General features: G+C 73.4%; 25 protein-coding genes. 8 read left to right on the forward strand and 17 right to left on the reverse strand.

Features of this window, described 5'->3' with window-relative positions; all coding sequences use genetic code 11:
- Positions 1 to 5: 5 nt before the first annotated feature.
- The 3 genes from AB0472_RS07630 to AB0472_RS07640 all read right to left on the reverse strand — a co-directional run bounded on the left by AB0472_RS07630 (position 6) and on the right by AB0472_RS07640 (position 1,473).
- Entirely contained in the window at positions 6 to 323 is a 318-nt protein-coding gene (locus tag AB0472_RS07630) for a hypothetical protein (protein ID WP_366354281.1), read from the reverse strand.
- Complete coding sequence (locus AB0472_RS07635) at positions 320 to 949, reverse strand: SigE family RNA polymerase sigma factor (RefSeq protein ID WP_366354283.1); 630 nt, start codon at positions 947 to 949, stop codon at positions 320 to 322. Before AB0472_RS07635 ends, AB0472_RS07630 begins: the two co-directional genes overlap by 4 nt.
- 71 nt (positions 950 to 1,020) lie before the next feature.
- The gene (locus tag AB0472_RS07640; protein WP_366354285.1) at positions 1,021 to 1,473 is read right to left on the reverse strand and encodes a hypothetical protein; all 453 of its coding nucleotides are present in this window, start codon (positions 1,471 to 1,473) and stop codon (positions 1,021 to 1,023) included.
- A gap of 218 nt (positions 1,474 to 1,691) precedes the next feature.
- Between AB0472_RS07640 and AB0472_RS07645 the strand changes: the two genes are divergently transcribed.
- The gene (locus AB0472_RS07645) at positions 1,692 to 4,874 is read left to right on the forward strand and encodes a BTAD domain-containing putative transcriptional regulator (RefSeq protein WP_366354287.1); all 3,183 of its coding nucleotides are present in this window, start codon (positions 1,692 to 1,694) and stop codon (positions 4,872 to 4,874) included.
- On the opposite strand, the gene AB0472_RS07650 is transcribed toward AB0472_RS07645, so the two are convergent.
- Entirely contained in the window at positions 4,852 to 5,646 is a 795-nt protein-coding gene (locus AB0472_RS07650; protein ID WP_366354289.1) for an ABC transporter permease, read from the reverse strand. The two genes, AB0472_RS07645 and AB0472_RS07650, sit on opposite strands and share 23 nt — an antisense overlap.
- Complete coding sequence (locus tag AB0472_RS07655; protein ID WP_366354291.1) at positions 5,643 to 6,662, reverse strand: ATP-binding cassette domain-containing protein; 1,020 nt, start codon at positions 6,660 to 6,662, stop codon at positions 5,643 to 5,645. Before AB0472_RS07655 ends, AB0472_RS07650 begins: the two co-directional genes overlap by 4 nt.
- 157 nt (positions 6,663 to 6,819) lie before the next feature.
- On the opposite strand from AB0472_RS07655, the gene AB0472_RS07660 reads away from it, so the two are divergent.
- The 4 genes from AB0472_RS07660 to AB0472_RS07675 all read left to right on the forward strand — a co-directional run bounded on the left by AB0472_RS07660 (position 6,820) and on the right by AB0472_RS07675 (position 10,013).
- Complete coding sequence (locus AB0472_RS07660) at positions 6,820 to 7,740, forward strand: sulfite exporter TauE/SafE family protein (RefSeq protein ID WP_366354293.1); 921 nt, start codon at positions 6,820 to 6,822, stop codon at positions 7,738 to 7,740.
- Between the two features lie 80 nt (positions 7,741 to 7,820).
- Positions 7,821 to 8,189: a peptidoglycan-binding domain-containing protein gene (locus AB0472_RS07665; protein WP_366354295.1), complete on the forward strand. Its 369-nt coding sequence runs from the start codon at positions 7,821 to 7,823 to the stop codon at positions 8,187 to 8,189.
- A gap of 98 nt (positions 8,190 to 8,287) precedes the next feature.
- Positions 8,288 to 8,773, forward strand: coding sequence for a TrkA C-terminal domain-containing protein (locus AB0472_RS07670; RefSeq protein ID WP_366354297.1), 486 nt, complete (start codon positions 8,288 to 8,290; stop codon positions 8,771 to 8,773).
- A 7-nt stretch (positions 8,774 to 8,780) separates the two neighbouring features.
- The gene (locus tag AB0472_RS07675; RefSeq protein WP_366354299.1) at positions 8,781 to 10,013 is read left to right on the forward strand and encodes a cation:proton antiporter; all 1,233 of its coding nucleotides are present in this window, start codon (positions 8,781 to 8,783) and stop codon (positions 10,011 to 10,013) included.
- Between the two features lie 33 nt (positions 10,014 to 10,046).
- Here the strand turns inward: AB0472_RS07675 and AB0472_RS07680 are convergent, their stop codons facing one another.
- Complete coding sequence (locus AB0472_RS07680) at positions 10,047 to 10,589, reverse strand: Pycsar system effector family protein (protein WP_366354301.1); 543 nt, start codon at positions 10,587 to 10,589, stop codon at positions 10,047 to 10,049.
- A gap of 290 nt (positions 10,590 to 10,879) precedes the next feature.
- Positions 10,880 to 11,755, reverse strand: a complete 876-nt coding sequence (locus AB0472_RS07685; protein ID WP_366354303.1) for a helix-turn-helix transcriptional regulator — start codon at positions 11,753 to 11,755, stop codon at positions 10,880 to 10,882.
- A gap of 101 nt (positions 11,756 to 11,856) precedes the next feature.
- On the opposite strand from AB0472_RS07685, the gene AB0472_RS07690 reads away from it, so the two are divergent.
- Positions 11,857 to 12,762 (forward strand): alpha/beta hydrolase, encoded by a 906-nt coding sequence (locus tag AB0472_RS07690; protein WP_366354305.1) that lies wholly within the window; start codon positions 11,857 to 11,859, stop codon positions 12,760 to 12,762.
- A 22-nt stretch (positions 12,763 to 12,784) separates the two neighbouring features.
- Here AB0472_RS07690 and AB0472_RS07695 read toward each other — a convergent pair whose 3' ends face one another.
- Positions 12,785 to 13,549, reverse strand: coding sequence for a TIGR03943 family protein (locus AB0472_RS07695; RefSeq protein ID WP_366354307.1), 765 nt, complete (start codon positions 13,547 to 13,549; stop codon positions 12,785 to 12,787).
- A complete protein-coding gene (locus tag AB0472_RS07700) occupies positions 13,546 to 14,589 on the reverse strand; it encodes a permease (protein WP_366354309.1) in 1,044 nt (347 codons plus the stop codon). The genes AB0472_RS07695 and AB0472_RS07700 overlap by 4 nt, the downstream gene beginning before the upstream one ends.
- 171 nt (positions 14,590 to 14,760) lie before the next feature.
- Between AB0472_RS07700 and AB0472_RS07705 the strand changes: the two genes are divergently transcribed.
- Positions 14,761 to 16,665, forward strand: coding sequence for an NAD-binding protein (locus AB0472_RS07705; RefSeq protein WP_366354662.1), 1,905 nt, complete (start codon positions 14,761 to 14,763; stop codon positions 16,663 to 16,665).
- Positions 16,666 to 16,928: 263 nt separating this feature from the next.
- On the opposite strand, the gene AB0472_RS07710 is transcribed toward AB0472_RS07705, so the two are convergent.
- Entirely contained in the window at positions 16,929 to 18,737 is a 1,809-nt protein-coding gene (locus AB0472_RS07710) for a prolyl oligopeptidase family serine peptidase (protein ID WP_366354311.1), read from the reverse strand.
- A gap of 172 nt (positions 18,738 to 18,909) precedes the next feature.
- Between AB0472_RS07710 and AB0472_RS07715 the strand changes: the two genes are divergently transcribed.
- On the forward strand, positions 18,910 to 19,704 hold the full coding sequence (locus AB0472_RS07715; protein ID WP_366354313.1) for an SURF1 family protein: 795 nt from the start codon (positions 18,910 to 18,912) through the stop codon (positions 19,702 to 19,704).
- A gap of 34 nt (positions 19,705 to 19,738) precedes the next feature.
- Here AB0472_RS07715 and AB0472_RS07720 read toward each other — a convergent pair whose 3' ends face one another.
- The 7 genes from AB0472_RS07720 to AB0472_RS07750 all read right to left on the reverse strand — a co-directional run bounded on the left by AB0472_RS07720 (position 19,739) and on the right by AB0472_RS07750 (position 26,594).
- Positions 19,739 to 20,893 (reverse strand): hypothetical protein, encoded by a 1,155-nt coding sequence (locus tag AB0472_RS07720; protein WP_366354315.1) that lies wholly within the window; start codon positions 20,891 to 20,893, stop codon positions 19,739 to 19,741.
- Positions 20,894 to 21,012: 119 nt separating this feature from the next.
- A complete protein-coding gene (locus AB0472_RS07725) occupies positions 21,013 to 21,612 on the reverse strand; it encodes a SigE family RNA polymerase sigma factor (RefSeq protein ID WP_366354664.1) in 600 nt (199 codons plus the stop codon).
- A 564-nt stretch (positions 21,613 to 22,176) separates the two neighbouring features.
- Complete coding sequence (locus AB0472_RS07730) at positions 22,177 to 23,256, reverse strand: aspartate-semialdehyde dehydrogenase (protein ID WP_366354317.1); 1,080 nt, start codon at positions 23,254 to 23,256, stop codon at positions 22,177 to 22,179.
- Positions 23,253 to 24,524, reverse strand: coding sequence for an aspartate kinase (locus AB0472_RS07735; protein ID WP_217552260.1), 1,272 nt, complete (start codon positions 24,522 to 24,524; stop codon positions 23,253 to 23,255). Before AB0472_RS07735 ends, AB0472_RS07730 begins: the two co-directional genes overlap by 4 nt.
- Positions 24,525 to 24,898: 374 nt before the next feature.
- Complete coding sequence (locus tag AB0472_RS07740) at positions 24,899 to 25,564, reverse strand: DUF5063 domain-containing protein (RefSeq protein WP_366354319.1); 666 nt, start codon at positions 25,562 to 25,564, stop codon at positions 24,899 to 24,901.
- Positions 25,557 to 26,156 (reverse strand): recombination mediator RecR, encoded by a 600-nt coding sequence (recR, locus tag AB0472_RS07745; RefSeq protein ID WP_366354321.1) that lies wholly within the window; start codon positions 26,154 to 26,156, stop codon positions 25,557 to 25,559. The genes AB0472_RS07740 and recR overlap by 8 nt, the downstream gene beginning before the upstream one ends.
- Before the next feature lie 93 nt (positions 26,157 to 26,249).
- On the reverse strand, positions 26,250 to 26,594 hold the full coding sequence (locus AB0472_RS07750; protein ID WP_366354666.1) for a YbaB/EbfC family nucleoid-associated protein: 345 nt from the start codon (positions 26,592 to 26,594) through the stop codon (positions 26,250 to 26,252).
- Positions 26,595 to 26,731: the final 137 nt, after the last annotated feature.

Here is a 26,731-nt window from a genome sequence, read left to right on the forward strand (position 1 = left end):
TCCGCCTAGCGGCCGACCGACGGCACGGCGGACGGCACCGGGTGCGGGGCAGGTGAGTCAGGGGCGACGGTGGGGCTGGAGTGCTGTGCGGGTGGTGCCGGACGGGAGCGGTCCAGGGTGCCGGAGGACAGCACGAGGATGACGGCGGCCGCGGCCACCGCCGCGGCCGCGACGGCGACGGACAGCACCCGCCGGATCCGCCGGGTGCCCCAGGCCCGTCCGGCGGGCGGGCGGGCCGGTGACAGGTCATGGGCGCTGAGGAGCTGCGCGCGTGCTTCGAGCGCCGCGCGCAGCCGCTCCTCGACCGGCGTCCGATCGCTCATCGGTCCACCTCCAAAAGCTTCTCCAGAGTGGCGAGCGCGCGGCTCGCGGTCGACTTGACGGTGCCACGGGACACCCCGAGGGTCTCGGCGATCTGTGCCTCGGTCAGGTCGGACCAGTAACGCAGGACCAGCACCTCGCGCTGGCGCGCGGTGAGCCGGCCCAGCGCGTCGAAGACCTGCCGGTGCTCCTCGGCGAGCAGCAGCAGCTCGTCGACCGGCGCCCCCGGGCCCTGGTGAGGCGGGGTGTACGCGCGCGCGGTGCGCCTGCGGCGCAGCACCGAGCGGGCGGCGTTGACCACCGCGGTGTGGAGGTAGGCGTGCGCGTCCTGGAGGTCGTCCAGCCGTTCGCCGTGCCGACGGCATACGGCGGCGAAGGCGTCCTGGACGACGTCCTCGGCGGAGTGCAGGTCGTCCACGAGGAAGGTCGCCAGCCGCACCATGTCGAGCCGCCGGGTCCGGTACAGGTCGGCGAGTGTGGGGCCATCGTTCTCGCCGTCCCGGTCCGCCACCGAACGCAGGTGCCGGAATCGCCGGCCGGGCTGCGGCACGTCCGACGCCGGGGAGGGGGTGGTCCGGGCCCGGCGCATGAGCCGGACCCACCAGGGCAGGGCAAGGGTGAGCTGCATCGTCCTCGTTCACCTCGGGGGTACGGCGGGGCCGGCTCCGCTCCGGCCCCGCCACACCGATGGTCGGCGGCTCAGCGGCCGGTGCTGCCGCGGTAGGGCTTGCCGTTCGCGTCACCCGGCACCGGGACCGGGTCGGTGTTGCCGGAGGAGTGCTTCCCCGAGGTGGAGGGCACGGGCCTCGGGTAGGGCTTGCCGTTCTCGTCACCCGGCACCGGGGTCGGGTCGGTGTTGCCCGAGGAGTGCTTCCCCGAGGTGGAGGGCACGGCGCTCGGGTAGGGCTTGCCGTTCTCGTCACCCGGCACCGGGGTCGGGTCGGTGTCGCCCGAGGAGTGCTTCCCCGAGGTGGAGGGGACGGGCTTCGGGTCGGCGGGCACCGAGGTGCCCGACCCGGTCGCGTGGGCGTGGCCGGCGGTGGCCGCCTGGGCGGCGATGCCGCCGCCCACCACCAGGGCGAGACCGGCTGCCGACCCCAGCACCCAGGTGCGCAGGGAACGGTTGGACTTCTTGGCGCGGGTGTGCCGCATGGGAACGACTCCAAAGAGTTCAGGGACAACGCTGACAGGTCGGGCAGCACCGGGACCCGAAATCCCGTCCCGGAAACCGCCTTTCACCCCACCAGACGTGCGGCCCCACCCGAGGTTGTCGTGGTCCGCGAAAAAGATTCGCTCCCAGCTCCACCGCGGCCCCGAAGCACGCGATTCCTCTCTCCCGGCGAACGCGCACGGTCACTTAGTCTGCACGGGTGACCGAGACCCCCGAGCTCACCCTGCTGTCCCGAGTCGCCTGTCGTGGGCGGGAGATCACCGCGCCGCGGCTGCGTGGGCTGCTGGCGTTGCTGGCGGCGGATCTGCGGACCGGCTGCAGCACCGGGCGGCTGGTGGAGGGGCTGTGGCCGGACGAGCTGCCGGAGCGGCCGGGCAAGGCGGTGCAGATCCTGGTGTCCCGGCTCCGCTCGCAGCTCGGTGCCGAGCTGGTCGTCAGCACCCCGACGGGGTACCGGCTGGGGCTGGACGAGACGCAGGTCGACAGTTCCGCGCTGCTCGTGCACGAGCGGGCGAGCGCCGAGCGGGCGCGGGCGGGGGACCAGGAGGGCGCCCTGGCGGAGGCCGGGGCGGGACTCGCGCTGTGGGACGGGACCGTGGGCGCCGCGGCCGGCGAGGAGCTGCACGACCCGGTGGCGGCGCTGCGGGCGGATCGGCTGCGGGCGTACCGGGCGCTGGTGCGCGCGCACGCCCTCGCGCTCGCCCGGCTGGGCCGGCGCGCCGAGGCCACCGCGCCGCTGACCGCGCTGAACCGGGAGCTGCCGCGGGACGAGGAGGTGCTGGCGGAGCTGCTGCGCTGCGAGGCCGCCGGAGCGGGGCGGGCGGCGGCACTGGCCCGGTACGACGGCTACCGGCGCCGGCTCCGGGACGAGCTGGGCAGCGATCCGGGGGCCCGGCTGCGGGCCGTCCACCAGGAGTTGCTGAGCACGGACGCGGCGCCGGTCCGGCACGGGGTGCCGCACGAGCCGAACCCGCTGCTGGGCCGGGACGCCGACGTCGCCGCCGTGGCCGGGCTGCTGCGCGCCGCCCGGGTGGTCACCGTCGTCGGCCCCGGCGGGCTCGGCAAGACCCGGCTCTCGCACGCGGTGAGCCGGGCGGCCGCACAGCCCGTCGTCCACTTCGTCACACTGGCCGGTGTCACCGGCGACGACGTGGCGGACGAGGTCGCCTCGGCCGTCGGCGGCGGGGAGGCCCGCCAGCTCCCTGGCGGTGCCAAGGACACGGTGAGCGGCATCGTCGCCGCGCTGGGTCCGGGCCCCGCACTGCTGGTCCTGGACAACTGCGAGCACGTGGTCGCCGCCGCCTCCGCCCTCGTACAGGCGCTGGTCTCACGGTCGAGGGAGCTGCGGGTCCTGGCCACCAGCCGGGCTCCGCTCGGGCTGACCTCGGAGTCCGTGTACGCCCTGCCGGAGCTGTCCCTGGCGACCTCCGTCGAGCTCTTCGCGCAGCGGGCGCGGGCCGCCCGGCCCGGGGTGGAGCTGCCCGCGGACCGGGTCGCCGAGATCTGCCGGCACCTGGACGGGCTGCCGCTGGCCGTGGAGCTGGCGGCGGCCCGGGTGCGGGTGCTCTCCGTGGCCGACATCGCGCACCGGCTGCGGGACCGCTTCGCGCTGCTGCGCGGCGGCGCCCGGGACGCCCCCGAACGGCACCGCACGCTGCGCGCCGTGGTCGAGTGGAGCTGGAACCTGCTGGAGCCGGAGGGGCGGGCGGCGCTGCGCGCGCTGTCGGTGTTCCCCGGGGGCTTCGCCGCCGGCGCGGCCGAGTACGTGCTCGGCGCGGCCGGCGCCGAGGGCGAGGGCCGGGACGTGACGGAGCTGCTGGAGCAGCTGGCCGGCCAGTCCCTGGTCAAGGTGGGCGAGAGTGCCGCCGGGGTGCGGTTCCACATGCTGGAGACGCTGCGGGAGTTCGGTGCCGCCCGGCGGGCCGAGGCGGGCGAGGACGACGCCGTGACGGGTCGGTTCCTGGCCTGGGCCAGGGACTTCGGCCGGGCCCACCACGCCGGGATGTACGGCACCGACGCGCCGGCCGCCTTCGACCGCGTCCGGGCCGAGCAGGACAACCTGGTCCTCGCCCTGCGGCACGCCCTGGCCCGCGCCGACGGACCGGCCACCGCCGCCGTCACCGCCGTCCTGGCCTCCCTGTGGTCGGTCGGCAACAGCTACACCCGGTTCGTCACCCTCGCCGCCGAGACCGGCGGGCCGCTGTCCCACTTCCGCCCGGGACCGGAGCACCCCGAGGACGTGGAGACGGCCCGGAGCGCGGCCGCGGTGTGCGCGGCCGGCCTCTTCATGGGCTACGGCCCGCACGCCGTACGCCAGCTCGTCACGCTGCGCCGCCTACCGCCCGCTCCGGCGGACACCGTGCCGCGGGCGCTGGCCGCCGTGCTGTGCGCGGTCCCGGACATGCACCCGCCGCGGTACCCGCGGCTGGAGGAGCTGTGCGACGCGGACGAGCCGCTGCTGGCCGGCCTCGCGGCGGGCGTCGCCAGCTACCTGTGGGAATCGGCGTACGAGACGGAGCGGGCGCTGCGGTACGCGCGCCGGATGCTCGCGTCGGTGGGGCCGCTCGGCAACCCGGTCATGACGCTGCTCAGCCACGGCCGGATCGGCGAGCTGTGCCTCAAGACGGAGCGCAGCGCGGAGGCGTACGACCATCTCCGGGCCGCCGACGCGCTCGCCGAGGCCGGTACCTGGTCGGACGCGATCGGCGTCCGGTACGGGCTGGTGTCGGCCTGTCTGCAGCGCGGGGAGGTCGAGGAGGCGGAGTTCTGGCTGGGCCGCGCCGCCCCGGACCGGCAGCCGGAGGCCGCCCAGCCCTTCAGCCCCGAACTGCTGCAGGCGCGGGCGGAGATCGCGCTGGCCCGGGGGCTGACGGAGGTGGGGCTCGGTCTGTGGCGGCAGGCGGCGGCCGGGATCCGGGAGGCCGGTGCGCTCGCCGCCGACGACCCCTTCCTGGACTCGTGGGCGCTGCAGGTGCAGGCCGCCGCGCTCGCCGCGCACGCGCAGCACGGCCGCCTGGAGCCGGTGGCCGAGCTCGCCGCGCACCTGCGGGAACGGCTGCTCGGCATGTTGTCCGACGGCACTACGGGCGCCGGGGACCTGCTGGAACTGCCGGTCTACGGCTCGGTGCTGCTCGCGCTCGGCCACGCCGGGCTGGCCGGCGGCGACCGGGCGGCGGTGCGGCTGCTGGCGTTGGCGGAGGTGCTGCCGGTGATGCGGGACCTGCCCACGCTCTCCTCGGCCCGGTCCCGTCAGGCGGCCGAGAAGGCGGACGAGGCCGCGTACGCCGACGCGAGGTCGGAGTACGCGGCCCTGGGGCGGGATCAGCTGCGGGTGGCGGCCCGGCAGGCGCTGCACGAGGTCACTGCCGGGGCTCGCGGCTGAACCGCGCCTTGGACCACAGGTAGCCGAGCACGGTCAGCCCGAGGCCCCAGGCCAGGGCCAGCACCGCGTTCTCGGTGCCGATCCCGCTGCCCAGCAGCAGACCGCGGAGGGTCTCGATGAAGGGCGAGAACGGCTGGTACTCGGCGAACCACCGGAACCAGCCCGGCATGGCGTCAACCGGCACGAACGCGCTGGACAGGAACGGCAGCATCACGAGCGGGGTGCCGATGTTGCTGGCGCCCTCGGCGTTGGGGCTGATCAGGCCGATGCCGACCGCCAGCCAGGTGAGCGCGAGGCTGACCAGAGCCATCAGTCCGGCCGCGGCGAGCCATTCGACCGGCGACGCGTCGGGCCGGAAGCCGATGGCGAGTCCGATGCCCAGGACGAGGACCAGGGCCGCCATCGTCTGGATCACGCTGCCGACCACGTGGCCGATCAGCACCGAGGCGCGGGAGATCGCCATGGTGCGGAACCGGGCCATGATGCCCTCGGTCATGTCGGTGGCCACCGACACGGCGGTGCCGAGCGAGGTCATGGCGGCGGTCAGGAAGAGGATGCCGGGGACGAGGTAGGCGACGTACTCGGACCGGTCGGCGTGGCCGCCGGTGATGCCGGCGCTCATCACGTTGCCGAAGACGTAGACGAACAGGAGCAGCAGGATGACCGGGGTGAGCAGGAGGTTCAGGGTGAGGGAGGGGTAGCGGCGGGCGTGCAGGAGGTTGCGCCGCAGCATGGTGAGGTTGTCGCGGAGCGCGTAGGAGGCGGTGCTCATCGGACGGTCTCCTTGTCGGTCGAAGTGCCGGTCGGATTGCCGGTCGGATTGCCGGTCGCGGCGGCGGGGTTGCCGGTCAGGGCGAAGAACACGTCGTCCAGGTCGGGGGTGTGCACGGAGAGTTCGTCGGCCTCGATGCCCGCCGCGTCGAGCCAGTCGAGGATGGCGCGCAGCTCGCGCTGGGTGCCGCCGCTGGGGATCTGCAGGGCGAGGGCCTCGTCGTCGCGGGTGGTCTCGCGCAGCTCGGTCGCCGCCCGCTCGTAGGCCGCCGGGTCGGAGAACCGCAGCCGTACGTGGCCGCCGGGCACCAGCCGCTTCAGCTCCTCGGCGCTGCCCTCGGCGACGAGCCGGCCGCCGTTGAGCACCGCGATGCGGTCGGCGAGCTGGTCGGCCTCGTCCAGGTACTGGGTGGTGAGGAAGACGGTGGTACCGCCCGAGACCAGCTCGCGGATGATCTGCCACATGGTGTGGCGGGAGCGCGGGTCGAGTCCGGTGGTCGGCTCGTCGAGGAAGATGATCCGCGGGCGGCCGACCAGGGTCATGGCGATGTCGAGGCGGCGCTTCATGCCGCCGGAGTAGGTGGACGCGGGCTTCCGCGCGGCCTCGGTGAGGTCGAACCGCTCCAGCAGGCCGGCGGTGACCTGCCGTCCCTCCCGCTTGGGGAGGTGGTGCAGGTCGGCCATGAGCAGCATGTTCTCCTCGCCGGTGATCAGTCCGTCCACGGCGGAGAACTGGCCGGTGACCCCGATGGCGGCCCGTACCTTCTGGGCCTCGGCGGTGAGGTCGTGCCCGGCGATCCGGGCGGTGCCGCCGTCGGCGGAGATCAGGGTGGACAGGATGTTGACCGCCGTGGTCTTGCCGGCACCGTTCGGCCCGAGGAGGGAGAAGACCGTCCCGGCCGGCACCCGGATGTCGATCCCGTCGAGGACGGTCTTGTCCCCGTAGGCCTTGCGCAGCCCGCCGGCCGCGATCGCGAACTCTCGTCCGTCCTGGCTCTCGTGTTCGTTCGTCGTCATGCCGCAGAGCGTGCGGCCGCGGCGGTTCAGCCCGGCTTCAGCCGGGTTTCAACGGCGTGCGACGCGGTTCCAGACGCGGTTCCGGACGCGGTTCCGGACGCGGTTCCGGACGCGGTTCCATACGTTTCCCATAGGAATGGTGGTTAAGGTCCGCGCCATGGATTCCACCCTTCCGGTCGTCGTCGCGGGAGCCCTGGTCGGCTTCGCCGTGGGGCTCACCGGCATGGGTGGCGGGGCGCTCATGACGCCGATCATGGTGTTGGTGTTCGGGGTGAATCCCACCGCGGCCATCGGCAGCGACCTGGCCGCGTCCGTGTTCATGAAGCCGTTCGGCGCGCTGGTCCACCACCGGGCCGGGACCGTGCGCTGGGACATCGTGCGCCGGCTGCTGCCGACCGCCGTCCCGGCCGCCTTCGGCGGGGTGTTCCTGCTCCGGGCGCTCGGCGACGGCGACGACCTGGAGCAGCGCGTCACGTACGTCGTCGGTACGGCACTGATGCTCGCCGTCGTCGGCATGCTCGCCCGCATGTGGCTCGACCGCCGCCGCACCGACGCGGACGGGGAGGACGCCGAGGAGCCCGTACGGCCCGTGGCGACTCTGCTCATCGGGCTGGTGGGCGGGGCGGTCGTCGGGATGACCTCGGTCGGCTCGGGCTCCCTGATCATCGTGATGCTGATGCTGGCGCACCCGCGGCTCAGGGCCAACCACCTCGTCGGCACGGACCTGGTGCAGGCCATCCCCATGGTGGCCGCGGCCGCCGTCGGCCACCTGCTCGTCGGCGACGCCGACCTGGGGCTCGCGGCGACGCTGCTGGTCGGTGCCGTCCCCGGGGTCGTCCTCGGCTCCCTGGTCTCCAGCCGGGTCCCGGGCGCCGCGGTGCGCTGGGCGCTGGTGGTGCTGCTCACCGGCTCCGGACTGTCGATGCTGAGGGCGTCGTCCAGCGTCGTCCTGCTCGGCTGCCTGGCCATGGCCCTGCTCGGCACGCTGACCGCCGTACGCGACCGGCGCTCGGCACGCTCGGCGGCGGCGGGGACGGCGGACGCGGTGGAGATGGCGGGCGTCCCGGGCCCCCGGTGACCGGCGGCTCCCGACTCGCGGGCGTCACCGCTCCCGCGCGACCATGGGCAGGAGTCGAGTCGCCCCCTTAAGGAGCGGGCATGAGACGCAACCGACTGCTCACCTCGGCCGCGGCACTGGGCGCGGCCGTCGCCCTGGGCCCGGCACTGTCGCACACCGCGGCGGCCTCCCCCGGCCAAAACTGCTCGTACGTGGCAGCGGGCTTCCAGCCCACGCTCGGGTACGGCGCCAGCGGAGCCGCGGTCAGGCAGGCGCAGTGCCTCAGCAACGCGTGGAGCGGGCGGCCACCCCGGCTCACCACCGACGGGATCTACGGCACGGCCACGCAGCAGAAGATCGAGTGGATCCAGACCTGCCACGGCCTGCCGGCCAGCGGGGTCGTCGAGGGCCGCACCTGGCACGTGCTCTACCACCCGGCCCTGGACTGCTACGTCCCCTACCCGTCCTGAGCCGCCCCGGCCCGTCTCACCGGCTCCCCCGTTAGGGTGTTGTTAAAGAAAGCGCAAAAAACCGCGCGGGGCGAGACGACGAGACACGGGAGACAGCCTTGGGGGCTCCACGCCTGAGCAGGACGCCGTTGCCGGGAATCGGGGTGCGGTACGACCTCGCCACCCGCGAACAGGGCCGGGTGTCCGTGGTCGCGCACCGGGACGGTTCACGGATCCTCAGCGCCTACCACCGGGACGACCCCGACGCCTGCGCCCTGTCGGTCAGGCTGTCCTCGGGGGAGACGGCGGCGCTCATCGACGCGCTGATGCCGACGCACCACAGCCCGAACCTGCTCTCCACCACCGACCTGGGGCTGGTGGCCGAGCGGATCGAACTCTCCGCCACCTCCTACTGGAACGGCCGGCTCCTCGGCGAGACCCGGATGCGGACCGACACCGGCGTCTCCATCGTCGCCGTGCTGCGCCGCGCCGAGGCGGTCCCCTCCCCCACGCCTGGCTTCCGCCTCGCGGGCGGTGACACGCTCATCGTCATCGGCACCCGTGAGGGCGTCGACGCGGCCGCCTCCATACTCGGGCGGGAGTGAGTCCGGCGTGCACGACTCCTCCGTGTTCCTGATCGAGTTCGGTGCGATCATCCTCGGCCTCGGCCTGCTGGGCCGGCTCGCCGGGCGCCTCCGCTTCTCGCCCATCCCCCTCTACCTGCTGGCCGGGCTCGCCTTCGGCGAGGGCGGGCTCTACCCGCTCGGCACCAGCGAGGAGTTCGTCGCGATCGGCGCCGAGATCGGCGTCGTCCTCCTGCTCCTCATGCTGGGCCTGGAGTACACCGCGAGCGACCTCGTCTCCAACCTCAGGACCCAGTACCCGGCGGGTCTGGTGGACGCCGCGCTGAACGCGCTGCCCGGCGCCGCGATGGCCCTGCTCCTCGGCTGGGGCCCGGTGGCGGCCGTGGTGCTGGCCGGTGTCACCTGGATCTCCTCGTCCGGGGTGATCGCGAAGGTGCTCGGGGACCTGGGACGGCTCGGCAACCGGGAGACACCGGTGATCCTGAGCATCCTGGTCCTGGAGGACCTCTCCATGGCCGTCTACCTGCCGATCATCACCGCGCTGCTGGCCGGCGTCGGCCTCGCGGCGGGCAGCCTCACCCTGGCGATCGCGCTCGGGGTCGCCGGGCTGGTCCTGCTGATCGCCGTCCGCTACGGCAGGCACATCTCCCGCTTCGTCTCCAGCGACGACTCGGAGAAGCTGCTCCTGGTGGTCCTGGGCCTGACCCTGCTGGTCGCCGGCATCGCCCAGAAGCTCCAGGTCTCCGCCGCCGTGGGCGCCTTCCTCGTCGGCATAGCGCTCTCCGGCGAGGTCGCCGAGGGCGCACACCACCTGCTGGCCCCCCTGCGCGACCTGTTCGCCGCCGTCTTCTTCGTCTTCTTCGGCCTGCACACCGACCCGTCGAGCATCCCGCCGGTGCTGCTGCCCGCGCTCGCCCTGGCGTTCGTCACCACGCTGACGAAGATCGCCACCGGCTACTGGGCGGCGAAACGCGCCGGGATCTCCGCCCGGGGCCGCTGGCGGGCGGGCGGCACCCTGGTCGCCCGCGGCGAGTTCTCCATCGTCATCGCGGGCCTCGCCGTCACCGCCGGCATCGAACCCTCCCTGGGCCCCCTGGCCACGGCCTACGTCCTGATCCTCGTCATCGTCGGCCCGCTGACCGCCCGCTACACCGAACCCCTGGCCCGCCGCCTCACCCGCCGCCCCCACCCCGAACAGCCCCTCACCGTCCCGGCCCAGGCCACCCCGGTCGACGACCAGGACACCGTCGGCCGGACCTGACCGGGGGCACGCGGCACCCCGCCCCCGGCCCGGTCAGGTGGCCGCCCCGGTCACTATCCCCAGCAGGGTGAGCGTGCAGAAAGTCGTGCCCCAGGCCAGCGCGAGGCGTATGCAGCGGTACTTGGTCCAGGTGATCCGGGACAGGGCGGCCAGCTGGGTCAGGTCCCGGGAGAGCGGGTCGGTGCGGCGGACGGCGTGCTCCAGCTGTGCCGCCGACCTCGCCGGCCGCACGTCGCCGACGTCGTGCGGGCGGGTGTGGCGGGGGCTGCCCAGCCGTGGCGCCACGGCCAGGCCCAGCAGCACGAGCGCCGGTACGCAGGCGGCGGAGCCCACCCAGATGAGCAGCTGCGGGACGACCGGGTAGAGCCGCGGAGCGATGATGCCGCTGCCGATCGCGCCCAGCAGGGCGGTCAGGGCGGCGCCCAGGGACGCGAGCAGCAGGCCTGCCCTGTTGTCGGCGCGGACGAGTTCCTCGCGCGCCTCGCACAGCAGGACCCTGGCGAGTGCCGCGCCGCGGTCGGTGGTCGCGGTGCCGGTGCCCGGGTCAGGGCCGGCGCCGCCTCCGGATGTGGTCATGGTCCCCCTCGTCCCCCTTCTGTTCCGTCGGTGCCGGACGGCCGCCCCGGACTCCGGGCCGGCTGCAATGCCGGGTGCCGGACGCGGATGTCCATCGCCGCCGTGTGTTCCCTGAAGGCCGCCTCCGGCTCGGCGCGGTGGCGCCGGACCTCCTGCTCGACGGCGTCCTGTGCGGGCTCCAGGTCCACAAGTGCCCGGCGCTCGGCGAGCCGCACCTGCTCACCGCGAATTTTGACCGGACTGTTGCTCTTTCCTCGCTTCGCAGCCGGAATTCACCGAATGGGTACGACTCAAAGGCGAGCTGTGGTGGACCACTGCAACAGAAAGCGCAGGGCTTCCTGGGACGAGGAGTCCGGGGCCGGGGTGTAGGCGACGAGCTGCTGGTCGGGGTGGGTGTCCACGGAGAACTGGTGGACGTCGAGGGTGAGGGGGCCCGCGAGGGGGTGCAGGTAGGTCTTGGTCAGCCGGCGGGGGCCGCGGACCTGGTGGGTGGCCCACCAGGTGCGGAAGTCCTCGTCGTGGGCGGTCAGTTCGGCGATGAGGGCGGCCAGGGCGGGGTCGCGGGGGGACCGGCCCGCCTCCATGCGCAGCACCGCCACGCATTCGCGGGCCGCGCGCGGCCAGTCCGCGTAGCGGGCGCGGACGTCCGGGTCCAGGAAGGTCAGGCGGATGAGGTTGCGGGCGGCGGGCGGCAGCGCCGCGAAGTCGGTGAGGAGGGCGGCCGCCCCGGCGTTCCAGGCGAGCACGTCCATACGGCGGTTCAGGACCATCGCCGGGACGTCGGGCATCGTCGCCAGCAGTTGCCGCAGGCCGGGCGCCACGTCCGGACGGCCCGGCCGGCGCTGCGGGGCGGCGGGGGCCACGTCGGCCAGCGTGAGCAGGTAGTCCCGCTCGTCCGGGGCCAGCTGGAGGGCGTCGGCCAGGGCGTCCAGGACCGGACGGGAGACCCTGCGGGTGCGGCCCTGCTCCAGGCGGACCACGTAGTCGATGCTCACGTGCGCCAGCTGGGCCAGTTCCTCGCGGCGCAGGCCCGGGACCCGGCGCAGCCGGCCGTCGTCCGGCAGACCCGCCTGCCGCGGGGACAGGGCGGCGCGGCGGGCGCGCAGGAACCCGCCCAGTGCGTTGCCGGGGGCGGGGGTGCCGGAGGCCGGGGCGTCGGAGGTCATGGGACCAGTGTCCGACCCCCCGGCGCCCGGTGCCTGGTACTGGTGTGCACAGGCAAGGCCCTCCCTGGCACCCGGATGCGGGCGGCGCGACGGTGGGGGCCATGAAGACCCACGTCACCTTCCCCAGCGCCGGCCTGAAGATCGCCGGTCACCTGTACACCCCCGACGGCGAGACCTCCGGGCCGCGCCCCGCCGTCGTCGTCGGGCACCCCGGCTCCGGGGTGAAGGAGCAGGCCGCCGGCGAGTACGCACGGCGCCTCGCCCGGCACGGGTTCGTCACCCTGGCCTTCGACGCCGCCCACCAGGGCGAGAGCGAGGGCGAGCCGCGCGGTCTCGAGGACCCGGCCCAGCGGGTCGAGGACCTCAGGGCCGCCGTCTCCTTCCTCACCGCCCGGCCGGAGGCGGACCCCGGCCGCATCTCGGCGCTCGGGATCTGCGCCTCCGGCGGCTACGCCCTCGCCGCGGCCGCGACCGACCCGCGGATCAGTGCCGTCGCCACCGTCAGCGCCGTCGACATCGCCCGCCAGTTCCGGTACGGCGCCGACGGCGACCAGGACCCCGCCGTCCTGCGGGGCATGCTCGCCGCGGCCGCGGAAGCGCGCACCGCCGAGGCCCGCGGGGAGGGACCGCGGACCTTCCCGCTGTTCCCCGCGACCGAGGCCGGGGCACGCGCCGCCGGCCCGCACGCCCACGAGGGCTGGGAGTACTACCGCACCGACCGCGCCCGGCACCCCCGCGCGGCCGAGGAGTTCAGCTGGGACAGCGTCGGCCGTATCGCCGGCTTCGACGCCTTCCACGCCCTCGAACTGCTCGCCCCGCGCCCGCTGTTGATGATCGTCGGACGGGAGGCGGTCACCTCCTGGATGAGCGTGGCGGCGTTCCAGCGGGTCACCGGTCCCAGGGAGCTGTTCTGGATCGACGGCGCGACCCACGTCGGCCTCTACGACCGGGACGAGTACGTCACCCCGGCCGTCGCGAAACTGGCCGCCTTCTTCGGGGAACGGTAGGCACGGGGGCGGTCCCGCGACGTCAGTTGTTCCAGGTCTCGTCGTACGGGTCCGCCGGGGTCGGGATCGGCTTGGCCTCGGTGACCCGGAGGTAGGGGATCGGGCCGTTGTTCACCGGGTCGTGGGTCTCGCGAGCGGTGTACGTGCCCGTGACCTGGAGCCAGCCGTCCGGCTGGAGCACCGGGGGGACCTTCCCGGTCAGCGCCACCTTCACCGGCTGGGCGTCCGCCGCACAGCAGTTCAGCGCCATCCGGACGAGATACGGGGTGCCGGCCGAGTCGACGGCCACGAACCCGGCGATCCGGACCTGGTGGCCGGCCAGCGAGCGCCCGTGGTCGTAGACCGCGCGGCCCGCGTAGTCGACCAGGTTCAGCGGTATCGGATCGGACTTGGGCAACTTGTTGTAGCCGTAGGGGTGTTGCAGGGCCGTACCGGTGCGCAACGCGCTGTACGAGCCGAGCGCGGGCGGCGCGATGAGGATCAGGGCGAGGAGCGGCAGGACCAGCAGCCAGGAGATACGGGGTTCGCGGTGGACGTGCCCCTCGGGCGCGTTCTCCGGTACGGCTTCCGGCGCGGACTCCTGCACCGCCTCCTCGCGGCCGCTGCGGGCGCGCCTCCACTCGTACCACGCCGTCGCCAGCGCCGAGACGATCAGGACCGCGCCCGCCGCCAGCAGCAACGGCCGCAACCCCGCCTTGACGTACCGGAGATAGAGGTCGGTCATGCCCGCGTGCAGCAGGGCCGCGCCGACCAGGAACATCACCGCCGCCTGCGCCTGCCGGTTCACAGCAGCACCGCCCCGGTCAGGACCGCGCCCGCGATCGCCGCCGCGAAGGTGGCCGGGGCGAAGCGCAGGGCGAAGCCGCGGCCGAAGGTGCCGGCCTGCATCGCGAAGAGCTTGAGGTCGATCATCGGGCCCACGATCAGGAAGGCCAGCTTCGCGGTGAGCGAGAACTGGGTGAGGGAGGCCGCCACGAACGCGTCCGCCTCCGAGCAGATGGACAGGAGTACCGCGAGGACCGACAGGGCGAGGATCGCGACCACCGGGTTGGCCGCCGCCGTGCGCAGCCACTCCGCCGGGGCCACCGCCTTCAGCGTCGCCGCCGCCATCGCGCCGAGCACCAGGAAGCCGCCCGCCTGCATGGTGTCGTGCCGGACCGAGGACCAGAACGCCTCCCCCTTGGTCTCGCCCTCGTGGTGCGCGTGCGCCGGCAGCCGCAGCCAGTCGGTGCGGCCGAGCCGCTGCCACAGCCAGCCCATCGCGCACGCCACCAGCAGGCTGCCGGCGAACCGGCCCACCACCATCTCGGGGTTGCGCGGGAACGCGACCGCCGTCGCCGTCAGCACGATCGGGTTGATCGCGGGCGCGGAGAGCAGGAAGGCGATGGCGGCGGCCGGGGTGACGCCCCGGCGGACCAGGGCGCCGGCCACCGGCACCGACGCGCATTCGCAGCCCGGGAGCACGACACCGGCAAGCCCGGCGACCGGCACCGCGAGGGCCGGGTGGCCGGGCAGGGCGCGGGCGAAGAAGGAGGGCGGGACGAAGACCGCGATCGCCGCGGAGAGCAGCACGCCGAGGACGAGGAACGGCAGCGCCTGGACGACCACCGCCACGAACACCGTCATCCAGCTCTGCATCACGGGCTTGGACAGCGCGCCGCGCACCGGGCCCTGGAACACCACGACCAGGAGGAGGAGCAGGGTCAGGGCCAGCGGGGAGCTGAGGTGCCAGCCCTCCCGCCCGTGCGGGGTGCCGGTGCCGTCGGCACCGGGCGTCCCGCCCTCGGGCGCCGCGCCGGGCGGGGCGGCTTTCTCGGTGATGGCCACGGGTCGGATACCTCCGGCACTTCGGTCAGATCCGGGATGATGCTCCCTCCCCCTCCCTACGGGCGGTCGGGGGCGGCTGTTCACTTCGTTGCTGGAACCATGCGTTGCGTTGAGGCAGTCTTTTCCCTCGTGGCGAGCGTTCCGTATCAGGGTGGTGGGGTCCAGGCGGCCATGGTGGTGTGCGGGGACGACGGGCTCGCGCACCGGCTGGCCGCCGAGTTGCGCACGGTCTACGGCGAACAGGTCACCCTCGTCGTACCGCCGAACGTGCGCATCGCCCGGCCGCCGGTCGTCGGACGCGCCCGGGCCGCCTCGGCCGCGCTGTTCGACCGGGTGGTCAGTGCGACCGTGGGACGGACGGGCGGCAGCGGCGGTGGCGGTGCCGCCGGTAGTGGCGCCGGCCCGGTCTCCGGTGTCGGTGAAGGGCCGCGCGGGGAACGGGTGCTGGAGGCCGTCGAGGCCACCGAGGCGGTGCTCGCGGAAGCCGGAGTGGAACGGGCCGCCGCGCTCGCCCTCGTGTACGACGACGACGAGACCAACATCCGGGCCGCCCTCACCGCCCGCCGGCTGAATCCGCGGCTGCGGCTCGTGCTGCGGCTGTACAACCGGCGGTTGGGGCAGCACATCGAGGAACTCCTCGACCAGGCGGCCGCGTTGGCGATCGGGGACCCGGACGGCAGTGGGGGCGGCGCGGTGGGCGACGCCTCCACGATCGTGCTGTCCGACGCCGACACCGCCGCGCCGGCGCTCGCCGCCACCGCGCTGGCCGGGCGCGGCAAGGTCATCCACACGGACGGTCTGGTGCTGCGGGCGGTGGACCTGCCGCCGGGCGCCGGCGGGGGCCAGGACGCCGTCGAGCAGGGGCTGTTCCCGTTGGCGCTGCTCTCGCCGAACGGCACCGGGCCGGAACCGGCCGATGGACGCCGGGAGCGGGGGCCGCGGCTGCTGCCGGACGACGAGCAGGTACGCGCCGCGGGCGAGCGTGCCGTGATGGTGCTGGAGCACGTGTCGTCGTCGGCGGGGGCGGCGGAGCCGGCCGGCCGCGGGGTCGGGGTCGTACCGCCGCTGGCCTCGCTGTTCTCGCGGCGGCTCAGGTGGTCGCTGGCCGGGATCGTGGGGTGCGTGGTCGCGCTCGCGGTCGCGTTGTCGGTGGTGACGCACATCCATCCGGTACGGGCCTTCTACTACACGCTCCTCGACCTGTTCGCCATCGACGATCCCGCGATCGGGGCACCGCTCGGCCGGCAGCTCCTGCAACTCCTGTCGGGGCTGGTCGGGTTGCTGCTGCTGCCGGTGCTGCTGGCGGCGGTGCTGGAGGCGCTCGGGACCTTCCGCACCGCGTCCGCGCTGCGCAAGCCGCCTCGGGGGCTGGGCGGTCATGTGGTGCTCCTCGGGCTCGGGAAGATCGGTACCCGCGTGCTGACGCGGCTGCGGGAGCTGCACGTGCCGGTGGTGTGCGTCGAGGCGGATCCCGAGGCGCGCGGGCTGGCGGTGGCGCGGCGGCTGCGGGTGCCGGTGGTGCTCGGGGACGTCACCCAGGAGGGGGTCCTGGAGGCCGCCAAGATCCATCGGGCGCAGGCGCTGCTCGCGGTGACCAGCGCGGACACGACGAATCTGGAGGCCGTGCTGTACGCGCGGTCCGTGCGGCCCGATCTGACGGCGGTGCTGCGGCTGTACGACGACGACTTCGCGACCGCCGTGTACCGGACGCTGCGGGCGGCGCATCCGCAGGCGGTCACCCGGAGCCGGAGTGTGTCGTACCTGGCGGCGCCGTCCTTCGCGGGGGCGATGCTGGGGCGGCAGATCCTCGGGGCGATTCCGGTGGAGCGGAAGGTGCTGCTGGTGGCGGCGGTCGAGGTGGGCGGGCATCCGCAGTTGGAGGGGCGGACGGTGGCGGGGGCATTCCGGGCGGGGGCGTGGCGGGTGCTGGCGCTGGAGGGGCGGCAGGGGGTTGCGGACGGGGAGTACCGGTTGCGGGGCGGGGACCGGGTGGTGGTGGTCGCCACCCGACGAGGACTGGCGGAGCTGTCCGGCCACCGGGCCTCGCCCACTCATCCACCCGACTCGCCCGGTTGAGGGGGGTGGGGGTGAGCGGGCCGCGGTGGCGGAATCACGCGCGGCTGCGCGGGGGCTGAGCACGCAGTTCCCCGCGCCCCTGACAGGGAACCACCGCCCCGTGGTCCAGTGCCGCGCCGCCGTGGGTGCTCGCGCAGTTCCCCGCGCCCCTTGCGGGGCGCTCGAGTACCGCGTCCTCGACAGCGCCCCGCGCCCCGTCGTGCCCAGTGCGAGTGTGGGCCTCGCCGGCCAGGAAGCCGAGTCGGGTGGGTGGGTGGGAAAGGTCAGTCGGTCGGCGTCACCGCCGTGGGCATGAGGTGGCGTTCGGCGAATTCCATCTCCAGGCGGAGTTGCTTGATGCGTTCGTCGACCACGAGCGAGCCGTGGCCGGCGTCGTAGCGGTAGACCTCGTGGGGGGCCGAGCGGGCGGCGAGGCGGCTGACGTAGTTGTCGATCTGGCGGATGGGGCAGCGGGGGTCGTTGAGGCCGGCCGAGATGTAGACGGGGGCCTTGACGTCGTCGACGTAGGTGAGCGGGGAGGAGGCCGCGAAGCGGTCGGGGACCTCTTCCGGCGTACCGCCCAGCAGCGTGCGGTCCATCGCCTTCAGGGACTCCATCTCGTCGTGGTACGCGGTGACGTAGTCGGCGACCGGGACGACCGCGATGCCCACCGCCCAGGACGCCGGCTGGGTACCCAGGCCGAGCAGCGTGAGGTAGCCGCCCCAGGAGCCGCCGGTCAGGACCAGGCGCTCGGGGTCGGCGAGGCCGGAGGCGACCGCCCAGTCCCGGACCGCCGCCACGTCCTCCAGCTCGATCAGGCCCACCCGGTGCTTCAGCGCGTCCGTCCAGGCCCGGCCGTACCCCGTGGAGCCGCGGTAGTTGATGCGGACCACCGCGTACCCGTGGTCGACCCAGGCCGCCGGGCCCGCCGCGAAGCTGTCGCTGTCGTGCCAGGTCGGGCCGCCGTGCAGGTCGAAGACGGTGGGCAGCGGGCCGACCGCGCCGGCCGGCTTCTGGATCAGGGCGTGGATGAGGCCGCCGGGGCCCTCCACCCACGCGTCCGAGACAGGGACGGAAGGGGGGCACTTCATGCCCGGCGGGTCCAGCACCACCTCACCGGTCGTGGAACGGACCACCGGCGGCTCGGCGGCCGACGACCAGAGGTACTCGACGGTGCCGTCGGGGCGGGCCGTGGCCCCGGAGACGGAGCCCGGCGGGGTCGGGATGCGGGTCAGCTCGTGGCCGGCCAGGTCGTAGCGGAACAGGTCGCTGCGGGCCTTGTGACTGTGCGCGATGAGCAGCGCGCCGCCGTCCGGGTACCACTCCGCGCTCACGTCGCCCGGCAGGTCGAGGGTCAGGTCCGTCTGCGTGCCGGAGACGACGTCCCAGACCAGCGGCTCCCAGCGGCCGCGCCGCTGGTGGCCGATGAGCAGCCGCGGGTCGCCGTCCACGGGGGCGAAGCCCAGCACCTCCAGGCCCAGTTCCTCGGTGCCGCCGTGGGTGTCGTCCAGCTCGGCGACCGTCGAGCCGTCCGGGCGGACCACCCGCAGCGCCGAGTGCATGGCGTCGCCGTGCTCGGTGTGCTCGATCGCGATCAGCGAGCCGTCGTGGGAGAGGTCGCCGACGCCCGCGGACTCGGCGTGACGGTAGATCTCCAGCGGCTCCTCACCCGTTCTGACCAGGTAGATCGTCGTGCCCTCGGCGTCCGTGGAGCGGCCCACGACCGCCGTGCGGCCGTCCCGGCCCAGTGCCAGGCCCGAGGGGTACGACGGCTCCAGGCCCGGCGTCGCCTCCTCGTCCGCACCGCCGCCGAACGGCTGGCGGCGCCAGACGCCGAACTCGTCGCCGTCCTTGTCGTCGAACCACCAGATCCACGCGCCGTCCGGGGAGAGCAGCCCGTCCGTCGTGCCGTTCGGCCGGTTCGTCGCCTGGCGCTGCTCTCCGCTCGCGCGGTCCCAGGCGTACAGCTCGTACGTCCCCGTCGCGTTCGACACGAACAGGGAACGGTCGGGGGCGTCCTCCGCCCAGTCCGGCAGGGAGACCCGAGGGGCGCGGAAGCGCTTCTCCCAGTCCGGCATGTCGCTCTCACTCATGGCCGCAGTCATGGCCCCATAGTGCCCGTCCCCGGCCACATTGCGTCGCGGAGAGCCCACGGCCTGTGGATAACTTTGCGAACCTCCAGGTGGGAGTCAGGGCCCGCACACCCCTCGGCACGCGCCCACCCCGCCCGTAAACCGTCATGAACCGCCCCGTACCGTGGACGGCGTGTACCGCTTTCTGCTGACACCCCGCTGGTGGGGCATCAACGTCTTCGTGCTGCTCGCCATCCCGTTCTGCATCTTCATGGGGTCGTGGCAGCTGAGCCGCTTCGAGGCGCGGGTCGAGGCGCACCGCAGCGCCGACAAGCAGGTCGAGACGGCGAAGACGGAGGCCGCCCGGCCGCTGGCCGACCTGCTGCCCGTCGACCAGTCGACCTCCGGCAAGCGGGCCACCGTCACCGGCCGGTACGCCAAGCAGTTGCTGGTGCCCGACCGCCAGATCGACGGGAAGAACGGCTTCTACGTCCTGACCCTGCTGCGCACCGACTCCGGCAGGGCCCTGCCCGTCGTACGCGGCTGGCTGCCCGGCAAGGCCGACGCCGCAGAGGCGCCCGCCCCGCCCGCCGGCGAGGTCACCGTGACCGGCGCGCTGCAGGCGTCCGAGACGCCGGGGGACAACGGCGTCAGCAACCAGGGCGGACTGCCGTCCGGGCAGACGGCGGCGATCAGCGCGGCCTCGCTGGTGAACCTGGTGCCGTACCCGGTGTACGACGCGTGGATCACCCTGGAGAAGGCCGACGCGGGGATGACGGCCGTTCCGGCGACCGCGCCGGACAACTCGGGTCTCGACCTGAAGGCGTTCCAGAACCTCGGCTACACCGGCGAGTGGTTCGTGTTCGCGGGGTTCGTGGTGTTCATGTGGTTCCGGCTGGTGCGCCGCGAGGCGGAGTTCGCCCGGGACGCGGCGCTCGGCCTGGTCCCGGACCCGGAGGCGGAAGCCCAGCAGCCGACCGCTGTGTGACGACGCCCCCGTCGGTCCACCCGGCCGCCACCGGTCACTCGGCCGCCAGCACCCCGGTCCAGTAGACCGTCCCCGCGCACGCGTTCGGCACCGTCGCCGAGCCGGTCGGGGAACCGGCCTGCGGGGTGTACGAGACCGCGACGCTCCCGTCGGCCGTGCCGCCGTCCTCGGTGAACAGCTGGGTGGTGGTGCCGTCCGACCCGGAGGTGGTCGTACCCGCGCTGCTGCTGGCGCCCTCGGAGGGGCTCGGAGAGGCCGTGGATCCGCCGGTGGAACCGGTGGCGCCGCCGGTGCCGGAGCCGCCGGTGCCGGAGCCGCCGGTGCCGGAGCCGCCGGTCGGGCAGGTCTCGGAGGGGACGAAGCCGAACTTCTCCTGGTAGGCGGCGCCGGGCGCCAGGACCAGGCCGGTGAGCTCGGTGGTCGGGTCGGGCAGCCCGGCCGCCGCGTCGCCGGCCACGTGCCGGGCGGCGGCGATCTTGGTGGCGTCGGCCGCTCCCTGCGCGAGGACGCCCACGCTGCCGGGGCCGCCGACGGTACAGCTCGTCGCCGAGACGTTGACGACGCGGAAGGTGCCGTAGACGACGCCCGTCGAGTCGGGGGCGCCGACGGTGGCGGTCGGCGTGCCGAGCTGTGCCGAGGTGCAGACGGGTGCGCTGCTGGCCGCGCCGGCGGGCGGGACGACCTTGGTGCCGGAGACGGCTCCGCTGCTCTCGCTCTTGCCGCTGTCCTTGGTGCCGCCGGGGCTCTGGTCGGCGGCCTGGCCGCCGCTGCCGCCCGCGGTGCCGGAGCCGCCGTCGGGGTTCTTGCCGCCGGTGACGCCGCCCTGTGCCTGGGAGGCCTGGCCGGCCATGGAGGTGTTGGGATCGGTGCCGCCGGAGTTGGAGACGTGCACGAGGGCGGGGATCGCGGTGCCGATGAACAGGGCCGCGGCCGCCATGCCGACGGCGGCCTGCCGCTTGCGGGCCCGGCGGGCGGGCACCGCGCGGCGCAGGTGGTCGAGGCTGCCGTCGCGCGGGGCGAGGTCGTCGACCGCGGAGTGCAGGAGCCGGCGCAGGGCCAGCTCGTCCGTGTCGAGCCCGTCCAGCGTCTCGGGGCCGTCGGCACCGGCCCCGGAGCCGAGCCCGCTCCGGAGCCCTTCAGGGCCCTGCTTCAGGCCCTCGGGACCCTTGTCGTCGGGGCCGTCGTTCACAGTTCCGTTCCCAGCGTGCGATTGCGTGTGCTCTTGCTCCTGGTGCCGTCCTGGTGTCGGCTCGTGCCAGGCGTAGGGCTCGTGGCGATCATGCGAGTCGCCTCCCTCGGGGCTGTCCGTCATGCCGCCGACTCCATCGCCACCCGTAGCGCCGCGATGCCGCGCGAGCCGTACGCCTTCACCGAGCCCAGCGAGATGCCGAGCGTCTCGGCGACCTGGGCCTCGGTCATGTCGGCGAAGTAGCGCAGGACGAGGACCTCGCGCTGGCGGCGCTGCAGGCCCTTCATCGCCTTGATCAGGTCGCGCCGCTCCAGCTGGTCGTAGGCGCCCTCCTCGGCGCTGGCCGCGTCCGGCATCGGCTTGGAGAGGAGCTTGAGGCCGAGGATGCGGCGGCGCAGCGCCGAGCGGGAGAGGTTGACGACCGTCTGGCGCAGGTAGGCCAGGGTCTTCTCCGGGTCGCGGACGCGTTTGCGGGCCGAGTGGACGCGGATGAACGCTTCCTGGACGACGTCCTCGCAGGAGGCGGTGTCGTCGAGGAGGAGCGCGGCGAGGCCGAGGAGTGAACGGTAGTGCGCCCGGTAGGTCTCGGTGAGGTGGTCGACGGTGGTACCGGCCGCCGCCGTCGCCTCCTCGGCGCCGTCGCGCTGGCTGGGTATGCGGGTGGGCCGCGCTGCGGGCATGGGCGCGATCACCGGCATGCCGCCGGGCGCGCCGGACATGCGGGGGCGCAGACCGGGGCGGGGCGGCCGCAGGGCCGTCGCGCCGCGGGGCGCACTGAGTTCGAGTACCTCTGCCACGCAAGTTGGACACGTCTACCCCCGGCGGGGTTGTACGTGCCGGGCATCACTTTTGCGTCGGGCGTGCCGGGCGGGCGCATGCCGGGATCGCCGGGTGGGCCGGCCTGCGCGTTCGGTACCGTTCCGCGCGCGTCCGGCAGCGCACTCGACGGTGCGTCAATTGCCGCCATGCGTCCCGCTCTTCCCTTATATCCCATTATGAACGGGCGTCCCCACGCCCCGATCACAGCGTCCCCACGCCAGGATCATGCGTCCCCGCGCCCCAAGGCCCGGTTGCGTAAGCGCCCGGTAAGTGGGCGACCGCAAAGACGCTCCCCGCCGCCCGCATGGTTGCGGAGGACGGGGAGGAAAATCTTCGAACGCGAACGGGTCCCGGTTCAAGAGGTTTGGACCATGCTCCGGGACACATTTCTTACGCGGATCCTACCCGTGGGCCCGCTCCCACCCCGGGCCGCCTCCGGGACGTTTGGCGTGGTCACCGCCCGTTCACGCGGAATCCGCCGTTCCTGAACGGCCGGTCAGTTCCGCCGCCACCAGCTCGGCGATCTGCGCGGTGTTCAGCGCGGCCCCTTTGCGAAGGTTGTCCCCGCACACGAAGAGCTCCAGCGCGGTCGGGTCGTCGAGCGCCCGCCGTACCCGGCCGACCCAGGTCGGGTCGGTGCCCACCACGTCGGCGGGGGTCGGGAACTCCCCGGCGGCCGGGTTGTCGAAGAGGACGACGCCGGGGGCCGTGTCCAGGATCTCCCGGGCCCCGTCGACGGTGACCGCGCCCTGGAACCTGGCGTGCACCGTCAGGGAGTGCGTGGTGACCACCGGCACCCGCACACACGTCACCGCGACCGGCAGGTCCGGCAGCCCGAGGATCTTGCGGGACTCGTCCCGCACCTTCATCTCCTCCGACGACCAGCCGTCCTCCCGCAGCGACCCGGCCCACGGCACGACGTTGAGCGCGACCGGCTCCGGGAACGGCCCGGTCAGGTCCCCGACCGCGCGCCGAACGTCACCGGGCTTGGTGCCCAGCTCGGTACCGGCGACCATCGACAGCTGGGCCCGCAGCGTCTCCACGCCGGCCCGCCCGGCCCCGCTCACCGCCTGGTACGACGACACCACCAGCTCGCGCAGTCCGAACTCGGCGTGCAGCGCGCCCAGGGCGACGATCATCGACAGGGTGGTGCAGTTGGGGTTGGCGACGATCCCGCGCGGCCGGTTGCGGGCGCAGTGCGGATTGACCTCGGGGACGACCAGCGGCACCTCCGGGTCCATCCGGAAGGCGCCGGAGTTGTCCACCACGACGACACCCTTGGCCGCGGCGACCGGCGCCCAGCGGGCGGACACCTCGTCGGGCACGTCGAACATCGCGACGTCGATCCCGTCGAAGGCCTCCTCCGACAGCGCGACGACCTCGACCTCGACCCCGCGCACGGTCAGCTTGCGGCCGGCCGAGCGCGGGGTGGCGATCAGGCGGATCTCGCCCCAGACGTCCGCCCGCTGGGACAGGATCTGCAGCATCACCGTGCCGACGGCCCCGGTCGCACCCACGACCGCGAGCGCCGGCTTGCCGTTCATCGGCCGGTGCCTCCGTAGACGACGGCCTCGTCGGTGTCGGAGTCGAGCCCGAAGGCGGTGTGCACGGCGCGCACGGCCTCCGGCACGTCGTCGGCCCGGGTGACGACCGAGATACGGATCTCCGAGGTCGAGATCAGCTCGATGTTGACCCCGGCGTCGCTGAGCGCCTCGAAGAACGAGGCCGTGACCCCCGGGTTGGTCTTCATACCCGCGCCGACCAGCGAGATCTTGCCGATCTGGTCGTCGTAGCGCAGCGAGTCGAAGCCGATACCCGACCGGTTGCGCTCCAGCGCGTCGATGGCCTTGCGGCCCTCGGTCTTCGGGAGCGTGAAGGAGATGTCCGTCAGGCCGGTGGCGGCCGCGGACACGTTCTGCACGACCATGTCGATGTTGATCTCGGCATCGGCGATGGTCCGGAAGATGGCGGCGGCCTCGCCCGGCTTGTCGGGCACCCCGACGACCGTGACCTTGGCCTCGGAGGTGTCGTGCGCGACACCGGAGATGATGGCCTGTTCCACCTTCTTGTCCCCAATCGGCTTGCTGCTGACCCACGTGCCCTGCAGTCCGCTGAAGCTGGACCGGACGTGGATCGGGATGTTGTAACGGCGCGCGTACTCCACACAGCGGTGGAGCAGCACCTTGGAACCGGAGGCGGCGAGCTCCAGCATGTCCTCGAAGGAGATCCAGTCGATCTTCCGCGCCTTCTTCACCACGCGCGGGTCGGCGGTGAACACACCGTCGACGTCGGTGTAGATCTCGCAGACCTCGGCGTCCAGCGCGGCGGCGAGCGCCACGGCGGTCGTGTCGGACCCGCCGCGCCCCAGCGTGGTGATGTCCTTCTTGTCAGCGCTGACGCCCTGGAACCCGGCCACGATGGCGATGTTGCCCTCGTCCAGCGCCGTCCTGATCCGCCCCGGCGTGACGTCGATGATCCGGGCTTTGTTGTGGACCGAGTCGGTGATGACGCCTGCCTGGCTGCCGGTGAACGACTGGGCCTCGTGGCCCAGGTTTTTGATCGCCATGGCCAGCAGTGCCATGGAGATACGCTCCCCGGCGGTCAGCAGCATGTCGAACTCACGCCCGGCAGGCATCGGGGATACCTGCTCGGCGAGATCGATCAGCTCGTCCGTCGTGTCGCCCATCGCGGAAACGACGACAACCACCTGGTTGCCGTTCTTCTTCGCTTCCACGATTCGCTTGGCGACGCGCTTGATGCCCTCGGCATCGGCAACGGAGGAGCCTCCGTACTTCTGCACGACAAGGCCCACGTGCGCTCCTCGCTCGGTTTGTTGTGTCGGCTCAGTTTAACGAGCGTCCGAATTCCACCAGCCTGCTCCCGCATGGTGAGACCGGCGGGACCTCGTCGCTCGCGACCGGAACCTGCCCAGCGCACAGCGGACCACGCGAAAAGTGCCCTGCCTCACACCGGCGCATCGAACCGCGTCCCCGGAGCCGGGCACCGGCTGTCCGCGCGTTCCGCCATCAGGCGAAACGGCCCCGTCCCCTTGGTGCAGGCAGGTACACCATGACGGCACTCGCGGGCGTCGCGCTCGCCAACTGCGGGGCCGGCGCGATCAGGGTCCTCTCGTCGGTGTCGGGACGACGCCGACGACCGTAGGGACCGCTCGGGACAGCGGCTGTCCTAGTTCGAGGAGGACCGCACTCCCAGCGAGCCGCCGATCTCCTGCTGCATGACCTGGCCCGCCTCGAACTCCAGGGTCTCGTCGCCCATGGTGGCCTGGTCGGTGTCGAGGCCGTCCAGTTCCTCCAGGGGCTGGTTGAGGCGGACGTGGATGAGGACGGACTGCAGCGCGCGCAGGACGGCGGAGGCGGTGGGGCCCCAGTTGGAGAAGTAGGAGAACTGCCACCACCACAGGGCCTCCGTGGTGCGGCCGGCGCGGTAGTGGGCCATGCCGTGGCGGAGGTCGGCGATGATGTCGGCCAGGTCGTCCGAGATCCGGGCCGGGACGGGCGCCTTGCGGGGCTCGTAGGGGTCGAAGACCTCGGAGTAGACGTCGATGGGGTCGAGGAGGCGTCCGAAGTTCTCGCGGAGCTGGTCGACGTCCGGCTCCGGGCCCAGGTCCGGCTCGTAGCGCTCGTCGGGAACGATGTCCTCGTGCGCGCCGAGACGGCCGCCGGCCAGCAGCAGCTGGGAGACCTCCAGGAGGAGGAAGGGGACCGCCGAGTCCGGCTCGTCGCCCTTCGACACCTCCGTCACGGCCACCAGGAAGCTCTCCACCTGGTCGGCGATCTGGACCGCGAAGTCGTCGGGGTTCTGCGCGGTCGCGTGCAGCGTGGCGTCAGACATCTAGGAGTCGTCTCCCCTCGAAGGCGCGGCCGAGCGTGACCTCGTCCGCGTATTCCAGGTCGCCACCCACCGGGAGGCCGCTGGCCAGGCGGGTGACCTTCAGGCCCATGGGTTTGATCATGCGGGCGAGGTAGGTGGCGGTCGCCTCGCCCTCCAGGTTCGGGTCCGTGGCGAGGATCAGCTCGGTGACCGCGCCGTCGGCCAGGCGGGCCAGCAGCTCCCTTATCCGCAGGTCGTCGGGGCCGACCCCCTCGATCGGGCTGATCGCGCCGCCGAGCACGTGGTACCGGCCGCGGAACTCGCGCGTGCGCTCGATCGCGACGACGTCCTTCGGCTCCTCGACCACGCAGATCACCGTCGGGTCGCGGCGGGTGTCGCGGCAGATGTTGCACAGTTCCTCCTGTGCCACGTTGCCGCAGGTCGCGCAGAAGCGGACCTTCGCCTTCACCTCCAGGAGGGCCTGCGCGAGACGCCGTACGTCCGTCGGCTCCGCCTGCAGGATGTGGAAGGCGATCCGCTGCGCGCTCTTCGGACCGACGCCGGGCAACCGCCCCAGCTCGTCGATGAGGTCCTGGACCACGCCTTCGTACAACGGACTGCCCTTCCTGGAGTCTTTCGGTACGTACCGTAGTTGGCTGCCGCCTGTCCTAGGAAGGCGGTGCGGGTGTCGCGCCGGCGACGAACATCAGAACGGCAGGCCGGGGATGCCGCTGCCGCCGCCCAGGCCCTGCGCCAGCGGGCCGAGCTTCTGCTGCTGGAGCGTCTGGGCGTTCTCGTTGGCCGCCTGGACCGCCGCGACGATCAGGTCGGCGAGGGTCTCGGTGTCCTCCGGGTCCACCGCCTTCGGGTCGATCTTGAGCGCGCGCAGCTCGCCGGAACCGGTCACGGTGGCCCGCACCAGGCCGCCGCCGGCCTGTCCGTCGACCTCCGTGCCCGCCAGCTCCTCCTGGGCCCGTGCCAGGTCCTGCTGCATCTTCTGGGCCTGCTGGAGCAGCTGCTGCATGTTGGGCTGGCCACCACCGGGGATCACGATCAGCTCCTGGGTCGGGTCCGGATTTTCTCTGTTGTGCATGAGCCTACGTGGTTGACGCAGCCATCGCCCCGCCACTCTTTCGAGTGAGATTCCTGGTGGCCCTATACCTGATCAAGACCCACTTCCGGGCGGAA

Source organism: Streptomyces sp. NPDC086777, from assembly GCF_040702065.1.
In the GTDB taxonomy this organism is placed as follows: domain Bacteria; phylum Actinomycetota; class Actinomycetes; order Streptomycetales; family Streptomycetaceae; genus Streptomyces.

Excerpts from the sequence above, each read along its gene's own strand:
- AB0472_RS07680 (WP_366354301.1), bottom strand. The coding sequence starts at position 10,589 with ATGACCACATCCGGAGGCGGCGCCGGCCCTGACCCGGGCACCGGCACC.
- AB0472_RS07710 (WP_366354311.1), bottom strand. The coding sequence starts at position 18,737 with ATGAGTGAGAGCGACATGCCGGACTGGGAGAAGCGCTTCCGCGCCCCT.
- AB0472_RS07650 (WP_366354289.1), bottom strand. The coding sequence starts at position 5,646 with ATGAGCACCGCCTCCTACGCGCTCCGCGACAACCTCACCATGCTGCGG.
- AB0472_RS07725 (WP_366354664.1), bottom strand. The coding sequence starts at position 21,612 with ATGTCCGGCGCGCCCGGCGGCATGCCGGTGATCGCGCCCATGCCCGCA.
- AB0472_RS07740 (WP_366354319.1), bottom strand. The coding sequence starts at position 25,564 with ATGTCTGACGCCACGCTGCACGCGACCGCGCAGAACCCCGACGACTTC.
- AB0472_RS07705 (WP_366354662.1), top strand. The coding sequence starts at position 14,761 with ATGGTGGTGTGCGGGGACGACGGGCTCGCGCACCGGCTGGCCGCCGAG.
- AB0472_RS07690 (WP_366354305.1), top strand. The coding sequence starts at position 11,857 with ATGAAGACCCACGTCACCTTCCCCAGCGCCGGCCTGAAGATCGCCGGT.
- AB0472_RS07655 (WP_366354291.1), bottom strand. The coding sequence starts at position 6,662 with ATGACGACGAACGAACACGAGAGCCAGGACGGACGAGAGTTCGCGATC.
- AB0472_RS07640 (WP_366354285.1), bottom strand. The coding sequence starts at position 1,473 with ATGCGGCACACCCGCGCCAAGAAGTCCAACCGTTCCCTGCGCACCTGG.
- AB0472_RS07660 (WP_366354293.1), top strand. The coding sequence starts at position 6,820 with ATGGATTCCACCCTTCCGGTCGTCGTCGCGGGAGCCCTGGTCGGCTTC.
- AB0472_RS07685 (WP_366354303.1), bottom strand. The coding sequence starts at position 11,755 with ATGACCTCCGACGCCCCGGCCTCCGGCACCCCCGCCCCCGGCAACGCA.
- AB0472_RS07665 (WP_366354295.1), top strand. The coding sequence starts at position 7,821 with ATGAGACGCAACCGACTGCTCACCTCGGCCGCGGCACTGGGCGCGGCC.
- AB0472_RS07630 (WP_366354281.1), bottom strand. The coding sequence starts at position 323 with ATGAGCGATCGGACGCCGGTCGAGGAGCGGCTGCGCGCGGCGCTCGAA.
- AB0472_RS07635 (WP_366354283.1), bottom strand. The coding sequence starts at position 949 with ATGCAGCTCACCCTTGCCCTGCCCTGGTGGGTCCGGCTCATGCGCCGG.
- AB0472_RS07730 (WP_366354317.1), bottom strand. The coding sequence starts at position 23,256 with ATGAACGGCAAGCCGGCGCTCGCGGTCGTGGGTGCGACCGGGGCCGTC.